This window comes from Bacillus subtilis subsp. subtilis str. 168 (assembly GCF_000009045.1).
Taxonomy (GTDB): Bacteria; Bacillota; Bacilli; order Bacillales; family Bacillaceae; genus Bacillus; species Bacillus subtilis.
Genome location: NC_000964.3, coordinates 1445313 through 1459361, shown reverse-complemented (window position 1 = coordinate 1459361; position 14049 = coordinate 1445313). Strand labels below are relative to the sequence as shown.

General features: G+C 41.8%; 12 protein-coding genes, 1 other RNA gene, 2 pseudogenes and 2 other annotated features. Of the genes and pseudogenes, 1 reads left to right on the top strand and 14 read right to left on the bottom strand.

Going from position 1 to position 14049, the window contains the following annotated elements; translation table 11 throughout:
- Positions 1–75 precede the first annotated feature (75 nt).
- The 10 genes from ptsG to ykzS all read right to left on the bottom strand — a co-directional run bounded on the left by ptsG (position 76) and on the right by ykzS (position 11349).
- Positions 76–2175 (bottom strand): phosphotransferase system (PTS) glucose-specific enzyme IICBA component, encoded by a 2100-nt coding sequence (gene ptsG, locus BSU_13890; RefSeq protein NP_389272.1) that lies wholly within the window; start codon positions 2173–2175, stop codon positions 76–78.
- A gap of 30 nt (positions 2176–2205) precedes the next feature.
- An RNA gene (gswA, locus tag BSU_misc_RNA_88) (riboswitch regulating ptsGHI expression via GlcT binding) lies at positions 2206–2357 on the bottom strand.
- A gap of 46 nt (positions 2358–2403) precedes the next feature.
- Positions 2404–3270, bottom strand: coding sequence for a transcriptional antiterminator (BglG family) (gene glcT, locus BSU_13880; protein NP_389271.2), 867 nt, complete (start codon positions 3268–3270; stop codon positions 2404–2406).
- Positions 3271–3332: 62 nt separating this feature from the next.
- Positions 3333–4298 carry a putative transcriptional regulator (LacI family) gene (gene ykvZ, locus BSU_13870; RefSeq protein NP_389270.1) on the bottom strand — a complete coding sequence of 322 codons (966 nt, stop codon included), beginning with the start codon at positions 4296–4298 and terminating at the stop codon, positions 3333–3335.
- 281 nt (positions 4299–4579) lie between these two features.
- The gene (gene papB, locus BSU_13860; RefSeq protein ID NP_389269.1) at positions 4580–5671 is read right to left on the bottom strand and encodes a Xaa-Pro Xaa-Pro-Xaa di-tri-peptidase used in osmoprotection; all 1092 of its coding nucleotides are present in this window, start codon (positions 5669–5671) and stop codon (positions 4580–4582) included.
- 406 nt (positions 5672–6077) lie between these two features.
- On the bottom strand, positions 6078–7991 hold the full coding sequence (gene pfeT / locus BSU_13850; protein ID NP_389268.1) for a Fe(II) efflux transporter possibly involved in copper(II) uptake: 1914 nt from the start codon (positions 7989–7991) through the stop codon (positions 6078–6080).
- A 235-nt stretch (positions 7992–8226) separates the two neighbouring features.
- Positions 8227–8724: a spore-specific thiol-disulfide oxidoreductase (SpoVD maturation) gene (gene stoA / locus BSU_13840; protein ID NP_389267.1), complete on the bottom strand. Its 498-nt coding sequence runs from the start codon at positions 8722–8724 to the stop codon at positions 8227–8229.
- A gap of 50 nt (positions 8725–8774) precedes the next feature.
- Entirely contained in the window at positions 8775–10112 is a 1338-nt protein-coding gene (gene ykvU, locus BSU_13830; RefSeq protein ID NP_389266.1) for a spore membrane protein involved in germination, read from the bottom strand.
- 117 nt (positions 10113–10229) lie between these two features.
- Positions 10230–10856 (bottom strand): cell wall hydrolase related to spore cortex-lytic enzymes, encoded by a 627-nt coding sequence (gene ykvT, locus BSU_13820; protein ID NP_389265.1) that lies wholly within the window; start codon positions 10854–10856, stop codon positions 10230–10232.
- A 298-nt stretch (positions 10857–11154) separates the two neighbouring features.
- Positions 11155–11349, bottom strand: a complete 195-nt coding sequence (gene ykzS / locus BSU_13819) for a conserved hypothetical protein (HGT island) (protein YP_003097721.1) — start codon at positions 11347–11349, stop codon at positions 11155–11157.
- Positions 11350–11514: 165 nt separating this feature from the next.
- On the opposite strand from ykzS, the gene ykvS reads away from it, so the two are divergent.
- Positions 11515–11700, top strand: coding sequence for a conserved protein of unknown function (HGT island) (gene ykvS / locus BSU_13810; protein ID NP_389264.2), 186 nt, complete (start codon positions 11515–11517; stop codon positions 11698–11700).
- Between the two features lie 120 nt (positions 11701–11820).
- On the opposite strand, the gene ykvR is transcribed toward ykvS, so the two are convergent.
- The 4 genes and pseudogenes from ykvR to ykzQ all read right to left on the bottom strand — a co-directional run bounded on the left by ykvR (position 11821) and on the right by ykzQ (position 14048).
- The gene (gene ykvR, locus BSU_13800; protein ID NP_389263.1) at positions 11821–12111 is read right to left on the bottom strand and encodes a conserved hypothetical protein (HGT island); all 291 of its coding nucleotides are present in this window, start codon (positions 12109–12111) and stop codon (positions 11821–11823) included.
- A gap of 682 nt (positions 12112–12793) precedes the next feature.
- Positions 12794–13045 (bottom strand) — a sequence feature (Evidence 3: Putative function from multiple computational evidences; PubMedId: 16683018; Product type e: enzyme).
- Positions 12794–13045 (bottom strand): annotated as a pseudogene (gene ykzR, locus BSU_13799). It overlaps the preceding feature by 252 nt.
- Positions 13026–13724, bottom strand: a sequence feature (Evidence 3: Putative function from multiple computational evidences; PubMedId: 16683018; Product type e: enzyme). It overlaps the preceding pseudogene by 20 nt.
- A pseudogene (ykvQ, locus tag BSU_13790) lies at positions 13026–13724 on the bottom strand. Its footprint overlaps the feature before it by 699 nt. The pseudogenes ykzR and ykvQ overlap by 20 nt, the downstream one beginning before the upstream one ends.
- Positions 13725–13820: 96 nt before the next feature.
- Complete coding sequence (gene ykzQ / locus BSU_13789) at positions 13821–14048, bottom strand: putative peptidoglycan binding protein (protein ID YP_003097719.1); 228 nt, start codon at positions 14046–14048, stop codon at positions 13821–13823.
- Position 14049 lies beyond the last annotated feature (1 nt).

Genomic DNA, 14049 nt, shown 5'->3' with positions numbered 1-14049 from the left:
TAAAGCTTTATTACTTCACAATATTATATCATACAACCGTACTTGTCATCTGACAAGCACGGCGTACTAACACCCTTATTTTTCAATCTTCACAATATCTTCTTGTTCTCTGTTGACTGAACCGCTTGCTTTAATGCTGACTGTTTCTCCTTCAGCAAGGTTTGTAAATACAATCGGTGTCATGAGAGATGGTACATTCGGTTTGACTGCATCCAGATCAACTTCAAGAAGTTTTTGTCCAGGCTCAACGCGGTCTCCTTCTGATACGAAAGACGTAAATCCTTCGCCCTTCAGGCTGACGGTATCAATACCAAAGTGGATTAAAATTTCTCTTCCGCCGTCGGATTGCAGGCCGATCGCATGTTTTGTCGGGAACACATTGAGAATTTTTCCGCGAACCGGTGATACGACAATTCCTTCAGAAGGGAGAATCGCAAAACCGTCACCCATCATTTTCCCTGAGAAGACTTGGTCAGGAACATCCGTAATTGGGTGAATTTCCCCGGTAATCGGAGAAACGAAAACTTCCTCGCCGATTTCATTTTGCAGCGGTTCTGCAATCACTTCCTCAACCTGCTGGCCTACTTCCTCTTGAGCAGATGTTTTCGGCTCAGGTCTAGGCTTGCGTCCCGCAATAATGTCTTGCATTTGTGTTTTTAACCCGTCAGAACGCGGTCCGAAAATAGCCTGAATGTTGTTGCCGACTTCCAGCACTCCGGAAGCGCCAAGCTGTTTCAGACGGTCTTTATCAACCTTTTTCTGATCGTTTACAGTCACACGCAGACGAGTGATACAAGCATCAAGGTGTTTGATGTTTTCCTGGTCACCCATTGCCTGCAGAATCTCATAAGGAAGATCTCCTGCTTCACCTGTTTTCCCAGGTGCTGCTGTTTCTTCCGCAGCATCCTCGCGTCCAGGTGTTTTCAGATTAAATTTGCGGATGGCAAATCGGAATCCAAAGTAGTAAATGACCGCTAACCCTAAGCCGACAGGGATGACAAGCCACCATGCCGTCCGGTTTGGTAAAATACCGAATAGGAAGTAGTCAATTAAACCGCCGGAGAATGTCATACCAATCTTAACATTCAACAGCTGCATGACCATGAATGAAAGTCCCGCAAACAAACAGTGAATCGCAAACAGGACTGGAGCAACGAATAAGAAAGAAAATTCCAATGGCTCTGTGATCCCCGTTAAGAAAGATGTCAAGGCCGCTGAACCCATAATACCTGCAACGAGTTTTTTGTTTTGCGGTTTTGCTTCATGATAAATGGCAAGCGCCGCAGCAGGCAGACCGAACATCATAAATGGATATTTACCTGTCATGAACGTACCTGCCGTTAACTGTACGCCGTCTTTAATCTGCGCCATAAAGATACGCTGATCCCCGCGGATGATTTCTCCTGCTGCACTCTTATAGCTGAAGAATTCATACCAGAACGGTGAATAGAAAATATGGTGCAATCCGAATGGGATAAGCGAACGTTCAATCACCCCGAAGATAAATGCAGCAAGGGTTGGATTCGCTTCCACTAATCCTGTTGAAAAGGCATTCAATCCATGCTGGATTGGAGGCCAGATCACTAACATAATAAGACCCAGAATCAGTGCAGAAATTGACGTAACAATTGGAACGAAACGTTTACCCGCAAAGAAACCAAGGTATTGCGGCAGTTCAATTGTGTAAAATCTGTTAAACAATAATGCAGCTAACACACCGACGATAATACCGCCGAACACCCCTGTCGCCAAGGTAGGTATACCAAGCATGTTTACATATGCAGGATGGTTTTCCGTAAAGAACTTGGCTCTTTCAACTGAATCCGAAGGAATGGTTCCGTTTGCAAGAAGAACCGCACTCATGGATACATTCATTACAAGATAACCGATAATTGCTGCAATCCCTGCAACTCCATCACCATTGGCAAGCCCGATGGCTACACCTACTGCGAAAAGAAGCGGAAGGTTATCGAAAACAATCTGCCCAGCACTTTCCATCACACCTGCTACAAGCTGAACATTGTCATTGCTCAAGAAATGCAGGACCTGAATCATGTCCTTATTTTGCATCGCATTCCCGATCGCAAGCAAAATACCCGCAGCCGGAAGGATCGCAACTGGAAGCATAAGCGCACGCCCAATTTTTTGAAGAACGCCGAATAATGCTTTAAACATAAGAATTGACCTCCTCTTTTTACTAGTCTGACCTTACAGCTAAAAATCATGACAACGAATTCACAGGCGTAAGTCTTCCAGTTTAACCGTTTACATTTGCCCTTTTACACAACAAAAAGGCATGAGCAAAATTGGGTGCGCAAAAGAACGAGAATGAACTTCCCGTTTTTTTCCCTCAATCACTCATGCCTGATCGAATCAGTAACACGTTATAAGGATAAACTGAATTTATGAAATTTTATTGGTTAATCGGTACAGATGAAGCGTCAGATAAACCGCTTCCGCCTCATGAACTGGTTTCTTCAATGTTTGCTGCAAGATTTTAATCAATTTCCAAGCTGTATTGTAGCATAGCGGATATTCATTTTTCAATAACAACATTAATTTTTCTGGTTCTTTAGTCGGTTCTTCTTTTTTAATTCTTTCTATTGTAAATCTGATATGCCTGATCAGCCGCAAATAGTTGACACTTTCCTTATTTACTTTCATTTGAAATGAGTCTTCAATCACCTCGACAAGCTGCGCCATGAGCTGAGAGTGCTGATTGACCTCGGACAGCGGACGGTTTGTCAACGCTGAATGGATATGCAGAGCGATAAAACCAATCTCCCCTTCCGGAAGGCAGAGTCCCGCTTTTTCATTGATCATATCTATGACTTCTTTGGCAATTTGGTACTCCTCAGGATATAGTGACTGAGTCTCCATTAGAAATGGATTTTTCATATCAAATCCCTGCTGCTGCCTTTTGATCGCAAATGCGATATGGTCTGTCAACGCAATGTGAATATGTTCATTTAATGAGTGATTCGTCCTATTGCTTATGTGATAGATGACATCGTTTGAAATATCAACGAGCTTTTCATCAACATAGTCAAGGAGCTTTTTAAACTGCTTTTGTTCCTTCTCGTCTTTTAAAATGAACATTTTATCGTAGCCTTTATCTTCAATGACATCATCTTGTTTTTTTCCGAAACCAATACCTTTTCCGATTAAAACGACTTCGCTGTATTTATGATGAGAAGCAATTAATACGTTATTATTCAGTACCTTTTTCACTGTGAAGGACCCATTCACGATCCTCAGCTCCTTTGTCATTCAATACCTCATATCGTACATAACGAACAGAATGCACGTCAAACCTTTTTTCAATGCATTCACTAAACAGTCGATCTTTCGATGAGACGGTAATCCAGAACTTTCCTTTCAATCGGCTGTCCTTGAATTCTTTTTTCCAATATGGCAAATGCCTGCTTTCCCATTTCCCTTGTCTGAATATCGATCGTTGTGATTCCAAGCGCTTGGCTGATTTCGTGGTTATCAACGCTTAAGATTGCAAGCTCATCCGGTACTGACACCCGCTGGTTCTTTGCTTCAAGAAAAAGCCCTGCTGAGACTTGGTCATTGGCAACAAAAATAGCCGTCGGCTTTTCCTTCCACGTATTCCATTTATGAAAAAGCGCCTTCCCATCATTGATTGTAATCGCTTTCTCAATTACCCAGTCTTCACGAAATGCCTCGCCGATCTCTTCCAATGCCTCTTTGTAGGCTTTGATTCGAAAATGGCTGTTCATGCCTTTTTTTCTTGCCAAACAGATGGCTATTTTTTTGTGCCCTTTGGCAATTAAATAGTCCAAGCCGTTCCGAAATGCTTCTTGGTGAGGAATGCTGATGGTTGGGAAGCGGGCATTATCTGAATTCTGGCAAAGCAAAATCGGGCCCTCCCATTCCATGAGTTTCTCATCAGCAAGCGCCTTTGAGCAAAAAATCAGGCCGTCAACCTGGCGCTGCTTTAATTGGGACAGCGCAAAGATTTCTTTTTGTACTTCATAGTTTGTTTGGAATAAAGAGAGGTGAACCCCGGATTCCGCGGCTGCGTCGGCTATTCCTGCAATCAGCTCTGCAAAATATGGCAGATTAACCGTCGGCAAGACAACACCAATCATGTTTGAAAATCCTTTCGACAAATGTACAGCGTGAATATTTCTCGTGTACTCCAATGATTCCATTGCCTCAAACACTCTTTTTCGTTTGTCTTCACTGACGTATGGATGATTGTTTATGACTCGGGAAACCGTTGTAACAGAGACACCGGCTTTCTCTGCAATGTCTTTAATATTAGCCATAGATTCCCTTCTTTCTAAATCCCCTTGATCTGGAATGCGTTTCATACAATATGATATGGACGTACCAGATATCTTTTTGTGTTTTTAGCTGAAAGGAGAAGATCACATGGGTTTCTTCATTTTAATTGGGTTATGTCTCACTGTTCTCGGTGGCAGCTGTCTTGCTGTAAAACCTCTCAACCAAAAACATGAAATTAAACCCTTTCGAACATTTGATGATTTTTTTATTTAATGCAGATAAAAAAGGACGATGTCGAGAACAAAGTCCTTTTTTATTTCTATTACAGTATGATCAAATCCTTTGGATATTGGGTCAGAGCAACTGCTCCGTCCTTTGTTACGTGAACGTCATCCTCAATGCGTACGCCGCCGATCTCTGGCACATAAATCCCCGGTTCGATCGTGTAGACCATGCCTTCCTGCAGCAGTGTATCGTTGGCCTGGCTCATTGATGGATACTCATGGACTGAAATTCCGAGTCCATGCCCAAGCCGGTGAGGAAAATAATCACCATATCCCGCTTTTTCAATGATTCCGCGGGCAGTTAAATCCAGATCTCCGATTCTCACACCGGGTTTGCTTGCCTCAATCGCGGCTTTTTCCGCTTGAAGCACAGTCTCGTAAATGGCCTCCTGCTTCGGATTGATGGTTTTGTATGCAAACGTTCTTGTAATATCAGAGCAATAGCCATCAAGAATAACACCGAGATCAAATAAAACAAAATCACCTTTCTTCAACGTGGCTGTACCAGGATTTCCATGAGGCTGGCCAGATTTTTCTCCGAATAAAACCATTGTAGAGAAAGACATGCCCTGAATTCCTTTTTTCTTCAGCTCATACTCAATTTGAGCGAGCACTTCCACTTCACTGATGCCTTCACGCAAAGCGGCTGTGCCGACTTCAACACCGTAATCTGCAAGCTTTGCCGCCTCTTTCAGCAAACGAATCTCATTGTCATCTTTAATCAGGCGAAATTGATTGAGTGTTTCTTCTGCTGAAACAAATTGAGCCCCGCCCGTCGCATGCTTCAGCTGTTCTGCACGTGACAGCGAGATTGAATCCTTTTCTACCGCAAGCATATGTATGCTGATATTTCGCTTTTTCAAAGCCTTCTCTATCAGCTCCCACGGATTTTCGTGATCCGCATAGCCAATGATTTCATGATTCCAGCCTGCGTTGCGGGCCTGTCCTGCTTCCATTCCTGGACAAACAAAGAAAGGCTCCTCTTCTTGAAAAATAAATAACCCCATTAATCTTTCATGCGGCTCTGTGTAAAAACCGGTTAAGTAAAAAACATTTTCTTTCGTATGAATAAATGCGGCAGTATGCCCCGCTTCCTTCAGCCATGAAGAGACGCGTTGTATTCTATTCACTTCTTGTTCCTCCCTGCCATTTGCAATGCATTGTTCTGTCTTCCATTGTAACAGGTTTTACCGGTGTTTGCCTTTCACGACGCCTTCATTTTCTAATGCATTTTATTTCCTGCTCCTCTTCCTGTATACTGACAGTAACGTTCAATCGCAGGGGGGTTGTTCCGTTTGCTGATGAATTTTTTCAGACGAAAAGCAGTTATGCTCTTAACGGTTTTGGGAATTTCCGCTCCTTTTATCGGGATGAAGATGGTGGGCTTTTATTATTACAGCTCTATCATAGGCTGTGCAGCGGGTTTCCTTTGCTGCACCCTCGCTCTCATCCTAGTTATGAAAAGATCTGATAAAGACAAAAATGAAGGGAAAGCTTGATACATAAAAAGCCAGCAGCCTGATTAGGCTGCTGGTTTTATTTTAGGAGTCTTAAACCGTTTAGTATGACTAAAATCGTGCTGCCCTCATGACCAATCACGCCAAATGGCAATTCCATCGCCTGCAAAAAGTTTGCACAAATCAGCAGGCAGATTACAGCTAGAGAAAACACGATATTTTGTTTGATGATCCTGTTCATTTTCCGAGACAAGCGGCACATGTTTACGAGCTTTTTCAAATCGTTTTTCATGAGGACCATATCAGCGGTCTCAAGTGCTACATCTGTTCCGCCGCCCATCGCAATGCCGACATCCGCTGCTTTGAGTGCCGGCGCATCATTGATTCCGTCACCCACCATTGCAATCGTTCCGAATTCTTCTTTTAACCGTTTGATTTCATTCACTTTTTGGTCAGGCAGGCATTCTGCCACGACAGTTGTCATGCCGGCTTCCTTGGCAATCGCTTGAGCCGTGTCTTCGTGATCTCCTGTCAGCATGGCCGTTTTAATCCCAAGTCGGTTCAGTTCTTCCATGACCTCTTTTGCTTCAGGCCTGATTTGGTCCTTCAGTGCGATACAGCCTGCTATTTGATCATCCTTTTTCACAAATACAATTGTATGACCGCTTTGAATGACATCTGATGCTGTTTGTTTCATAAATTGTGCTGCCATTTCCTCGCCGATAAAACCTGCTTTACCGACCTTCCATTTCGCACCCGACACTTCTGCCATAACGCCAAACCCTGAGGTTTCTTCTATAGATATGTAGCCGGACTGATTCACGCCGCGGCTTTCAGCGTACGCCGTTATGGCTTGGGCGAGCGGATGGCTTGATTGCGTTTCGATGGCATAGACAGCCTCAAGAACTTCCGCTTCACTGAATCCTTCTGCTATTCTGATCGTCTCTACGGCAGGCTGGCCTTTTGTTACAGTTCCGGTTTTATCAAAGGCGATCATTTGCACTGAGCCCAGCTGTTCAAGAAAGACGCTTCCTTTCACAAGCATACCGTTGCGGGCGCCATTTGAAATCAGGGACAGCGCCGCCGGCATAATAGAGGCGACAAGCGCACAAGGTGACGCGACAACCATAAACACCATTGCGCGGTAGAAGGTTTCACTCCAGCTCCAGCCCAGCGCAAAGTGCGGGACGAATAAAAGGAGCGCCACCGCAATTAGCACACCTTTCACATAAGCATTTTCAAATCGTTCGATGAAAGCCTGCGCGGGTGAAACACTATTTTGCGCTGATTCAACCAGTTTGATAATTTTTCTGAATAACGAATCTTCATTTGCTTTCGTGACACGGACTGTCAAGGAGCCATTGCGATTCACCGTTCCTGTGAATACAGTGTCGCCTGTGTTTTTTTCTACAGGCATTGATTCACCTGTTAAAGCCGACTCGTCAAGACTTGTCGAGCCCGATTCAATGATACCGTCTGCCGCTACGCGTTCTCCAGGTTTGATCACAATCATATCACCGGCCTGCAAGTCTGAAACCGGAACTCTTTTGGTTTCACCATTGACCATCAATGTCGCTTCTTCAGGCTCAAGCTGCATTAAAGACGTTAAATCTCTGCTGCTTTTATTCATCGTGTATGTTTCTAAAGCTCCGCTTAAGGAAAAAATAAATATTAAAATAGCACCCTCTGCCCAGTATCCGATCAAGGCGGAACCAATGGCAGCGAAAATCATTAAAAGTTCTACATTCAGCGTTTTGGATTCGAGTGTTTCTTCGATTCCTTCCTTCGCTTTAGCAAATCCGCCGATCACAAAAGCCAGCAAGAAAAGTATTATGGATAATACCTGATATCCGGATAAGAGCCAGCCTGCCAAAATAAGAGCGCCTGATACAAGTGCTGCAATAAGCTCCGCGTGCTGTGCCCAGTTTTTTTCCCTCTTGTCTGTTTTCAATGGCTCATGCGGGTCGCGTTGAACGATAACTTGTTCATTCATATCGAATTCTCCTCTCTAATTGAGAACGTAAATCATCTTCATTTCTCTTATAAAAACAAAATCGCTGCCCAAAAGGCAGCTTTATCGTCAGTTATTTCTTGATGTCTTCCTTTATTATAGCACGCACGAAGAGAATTTCAATTATAATTATTTTAATTTCTTTTTGATAATAATTATCATTAATGTTTATTCACTTCTTCTCTATATGAAAAAAGCTGAGAGTCTATGCTCTCAGCTATTCTTCCGTCCATTCCTTCAGTTGTTCCGCTGTCATCGGGCCAATTTTTGTTTTTTCAATTTCTCCCTTTTCATTCAGCAAAAATGATGTTGGGATCGTGATGATATGATACTCCTTCATCAATTCCCCTTTTGAGTCAAGGACAATCGGAAACGTCAGCTTGTTTGCTTTAATAAAGTCTTCAACGACTTGCTGATTTTGTTCCGAATTCACTAAATTCACCGTTACCAGCTTTACACTGTCGGATGGATGGGCATCATAAAACGATTGAAACTGTGGAAGCTCCTTTTTGCAGGGCGGGCACCATGACGTCCAAAAATGGAGAATTGTTTTTTGCCCTTTATTCGGAATCGAGATGTCCTCCCCTTCTATCGTTTTCATAAGAAAAACAGCGGGAACAGCAGGCTGTTTTTCCTCAGCTTGTGCCGCACCTGGAAACCATGCAATCAACCCTAATAACATAATGTATATAGTAAGCAAGCGCTTCGTCAACATGGAATCTTCCTTTCATGCTTTTCAATTAGCTTGCCCCTGCTGTTCCTTTATCATCCTTCAATTCGCGGCGTTCTGGTCCCTCCCGTAAGAAATACAGATACCTTCAATGCTTTGCAGATCGTGGCATAGTGCAGGCTCGTCAAAAGAATCATGCCAGTGTTCATTCCAAGGATAATCCCGAGCATTTGCAGATTCTCCATTGATCCCAGTACATACATCATACTTAGCGCAACGATATGGCTCCATACATTGTGATAAAAAGCCTCTTTCACAAAACCCATCCCGATTAAGCACGCCTGCAGCGGCATGACAAACAGATGAAAGAGAAAGTAAGGCCACAACAGCTGCAAGTAATACTGCGCTTCAGGAGAGTGAAAAAACAAATGCGTGAGAGGTCCCGCAAACTGGAACATGACCCAGACGGCAGGTATACCGTAACCTAATGTAATGAAAATCGACTGCTTCAGCCTTTTTAACACGATGTCATACTGAGAAAGTGCATAAGCTTCCGAAATACTCGGTATCATGACGACCATTAACGAATGGGCAATAAAAGCAGGGAACGACCCTATCGTCACAGCCACTCCTGCCAGCATTCCGTATTGATCGATCGCCGCTGTCCCGGCAACGCCCGCAGCCAAAAGAGCTCCTTTTACTAAAAAGGGTTCAATTGCATTGACAACCGCATGAAAAATACGCAGTCCTGTTGTAGGAATTGAAACAGCAAGCAGTCTTTTCCTTACATCCTTTCCGCGCAAATGAATGTGCTGCTGGCCGGATAACGCCCGCCTTGCCATGATAAATTGTGAATATAAATAAACAAGCACGACCACATCACTCACGACTAGAACAAACAAGGAAATCAGCACAGCCATGTCCAATTCAAATGAGTACCATTGAAAAAAGAGGAATAAGCACAAGAGCTGGATGATTTTTTTCAGCACATTGGCAATTGCGATCTTCCCCATTTTCTGCACACCCATAAAGTAGCCCCTGGCGATTGAAGTAAAGGCGACAACAGGAATTAAGCCGATGACAATCCCTTTAATAAACGGGTGGTATGTATCAAATACCGGAATAAACGGAAGCGCAATACTAGCGGCGGCAGTAGAAAAAGCAGTAAAAATGGCTGTCATTCTGAAAGCGTGCCTCAGCATGCTTTCATGAAGCTTAGGATTTGACTCGGCAATGAATTTAGAAATGGATATCGGCAGTTCCAGGCTCGCGATGACAATAATTAAAAAGATCGTGGGCAAAATACTCATGTAAAGCCCCATCCCATGCTCGCCAAGCTCCCGCGCCAAAATCATATTGACGACAAATTCAAGGCATTCAGCGAAAAAGGCGGCAATGGATAAAAGAATGATCCCTTTCACAAATCGATTCATGATGTCTCTCCTTGTCTCTTGTACTACCAACATCATATGAGACAAGTTCAAAAATTATTTTATTTTTACTCTTTATATGAAAAAAAGCACAGCTGAGACAAATTGTCTCTTCTATGCTTAGACGGCAAAAACGTGTCTGCCGATTTTTTCTACGATTTTTCTTGAACGAATCCAATTATCTGACGCTGTTTTCGGATTATAAAAGAATATGGCATCTGTTTCTCTATTTTTTGAGGACAGCGCTTCTTCGGCAGCTTCAATCGATTCTTTATCAGGCTTTTGGTTAATGCTCCCGTTTGCGACCGGTTCAAAGGCGTTTTTCTGATAAATAACTCCTCTTATCGTATCAGGAAAACCTTTTTTCTCCGTCCTGTTCAGTACAACGCTTGCTACAGCGACCTTGCCTTTATATGATTCTCCTTTGGCCTCTGCGTGAACGAGACGGGACAGCAACTCTTTTTCAGACTGTGTATATGTTTCTTTCTCATCATTTGTTTTGTCCGGTTTATCTTTCTCTTTCTTTTCAGTGTGTGCTGATAGCTTAATCGGTTTTATTTTCTTGTCTTTATCAGCAGACAGTGAAGGGAAAGATTCATTCGTATTTCGATCTATATGTGTAAGCCATTTCGCTTCTTCATGTTTTGTCTTCTTTGCGCTCAGTAGTGAAGCTTGTGTATGCTCAATTTTGGCTGCAGGCATGAAACAAAGAAGAAAAACAGCCAGAGCAGTGAATTTCGTTGTCATACAGTTTCCTCCTTAAAGTGCTCCAAAAAACACTTCATAACCTTAACAAGAGATCCATTCATTTTCACGGAAAAAGATTTTCCAACTCTCCCAAGGAGGTATCAGGATGGAATAAAGAGGATGACTCACTGCTTAATGGCAAAAAAACAGTCTGAAATTCTATAAATATTGTTAAATTAAAACATGTTTATCCATCTTTGGTACTTTACATTTTATTTACACCTGTTACAGACAGCTGTAATAAAAGGCTTGTGTTCTGTCATATATGATAAAAAGGCTTCTCACGTATGAGAAACCTTCAGCTTCTTGGCTGTTCTAAGTATTGAAAGATAACATCTCCGCCTTGCTGGGCAATTCCTCGGAAATGTTTAAAATCATCTTGTTTAGATAACACGGCCCTGAAATCAAGAAAATGCTCTTTCTGGACTCTCAGTTCGTTTATGGCGCCGGTGCGCAGCTGTTCAATCATTTCTGTTATTTCTTCGGGACGCAACAAAAATTCCCCCCTTTTCTTTCTATTGACGAAAATCAATATATCATCTTTATAGCGACAGAACAATTCATAAGGGAGATAAAACTCCTTATCGCTTTACTTCTCAATGAAAATACTGCAAAATACTTTCAAAAGGCATTATTATGTTTAAAGGAGAGGAAGCTTGTGAAAATCGCTAAGGTTGGGAATGTCATTGAATTTAAAAACGGATTAACCGGTGTTGTTGAAAAAGTAAATGAGAATTCTGTTATCGTTGATGTGACGATCATGGATAACTATCGGGATCTTGAGTTAGATTCATTGACAGTTGTTAATCATAAAAATTATAAGATCATCAGAGACTCCTATTAAAACCTCCTTATTTCCACATTTATTCAAAAAACTGCAAGACGGACAATTTAACACCTTACATATGAAATTCGCTTTCTCAAAAGCTGCCGGCCGGCAGCTTTTTTACATAAAAAACACCGATCATGAATCGGCGTTTTTGTCTATTTCCGTTATTTCTATATAGAACTCGCTGACGGCCCCTGGTTCGTACAGGTTGGTCAATGATGTTGAATAATTTGTCATTTCCCCCCGGAAGGCAAGATCGCGTTCCGGAACCTCGACATTAAACGTTTTTTCATACAACAGGACAGCGATATCATGGTAAGTCTCACTCGTAACGTTTAAGGTAAATGCAATTTTTCGCTTCGGCTCGCTCTCCTCTTGATATGCAGCCATTTCTAACGTTACATTGTTTAACCGCAATGTCTTCACTTCATATCACTCCTTTATAGTCCATGCATCTTAGCATACCTTAGCGAATGTTTACAATGAATCTGTTCTTAACGGTTATATGAACCAATTCATTCGAAAAGACACCTTTACAAACATACGTTCGTTAAATTATAATAAAACAGACGAGCTGCCATCCAGCATCCCGTCTTTTCATTAGAAAGCGGCGAGTGGAATTCCCCCCGGATTCGCTCGTCTTTTTTATGTAAAAACCCCCTCATTTCTAAGGAGAAACCATATGGTCGATTATCAACAAGTCATGCTTCACCATGCGTACAATCAATTCTCATCATGTTTTTTAGATAAACCAGCATCCATTCAGGAAGTATATGAGTGTATGCTTTTAAAGTTCTAGTTAGTCGTGCGCTTCCATATCGATCCTGAACAATTCTGAATGAAATGCGATAACCCTGCTATCAAGTAGCATGTGTATGATTAAATCATGGAAGCAGAATAAATTCAACACATCCGTAAAATGCGTACTATAACATAAGTTTGAATGTGTATTTCAAGCCCAATGTAATGCCTCGTGTAGAACATTTTGGGAGAAGGGCCTATGGAATGCCCTCACTGTTTTACCCGCACTCGTAATAAACTCCTTTCAGTATGTCCATTTAGAGATTCATTGCAATTATCTTCGAATTTTGTTCTGAACTATAAATCATTATATATTTTTAAACACTGTATTCCAGACTGACGCATCTTCTTGTCCAAGACTCCAGCTGCCAAGACCTTTCAGATTATATTTTTGAGCGAGTTTTATTTTTGCTCTGAGTGACTGTTCATTTTCAAACCATAATGTATATGTTCCCGAAGGCAACGGCCCCTTTTTATCGTGATTGACAGTAAAAATAGCTTTTGGAGATTGACTCTTGGTGTCAAAAATAATTGTCCCGCTATGCCTTTTTACTAACAACAAGGTAAAGGGGAATGGCTTGAGAGGCAGATTGGCCTTCCATCCAGCAGCGGCCATAGAATGGCAATCCTAAAACTAGTTTTTGAGGAGAGATTTTTTGGGTCAGAACATATTGAATGGACTTTTCCACCCATCCTACACTTGCAGTAGGCCCAGCAAGGCGGCTTTCATCATAGGCCATAACCATAAGATAATCTGCATATTTAGCTAAATACTCGTAATCATATGATCCGTGCCAGCCCTTCGTCCAGCCAAAAGGATTTGCCGCCACTGCAACTGATACTTCTTTATGTCTAGGAATACTTTTCCTTACTAATCTAATAAAATCTGTAAATAGATTCCGATCTTTTTCTGTAAGGTTTTCTATATCGATATTAACTCCATCCAAATCCAGTTCTTCTATTGCATGAGAAATTTGTTTAGCTAAAAGAACTCGGTTCATTAATGCAAATCGTCCCAAATCCTGATCCCAATGATTGCTTAGAAAAGGAACTACTTTTAATTTTCTTCTATGAAGAGCTTTAATCACATCGGGATTAGCTGAACGGAGAAGTAATGATCCATCTTTTCTGATATAGAAAAAATCAGGAGACACAACATTTAATACTCCGTTCGTTTGATCAACGTGTTGAATAAAGTCCCATCCTAATCCAGAATAGTAATAGCTCATTTGAAACATCTCATAACCCCTTCATCCCCAAAAATATCAAGTTCCCCACAAATAAAAAAATGAGGATTGTCATTTCAATTTGATTCGCTTCCGAAACCTCAAAGATTATCTTTCTCTTATCTTTATAATTTGTCCAGGATAAATTCTATCTGAAGAAAGCTTATTAAGATTCATAAGTTGTTGTACCGGAATTTCAAAGGATTTGGCAATCGTCCATAATGTATCGCCGGATTCCACATGATATACTTCGTATGTCACGGGAAATTCCATATAACGAGGCGTTCTTTTTACTTTATTCGCTTGATTTCTTATTTTAGGTATTTTCCCCTTCATT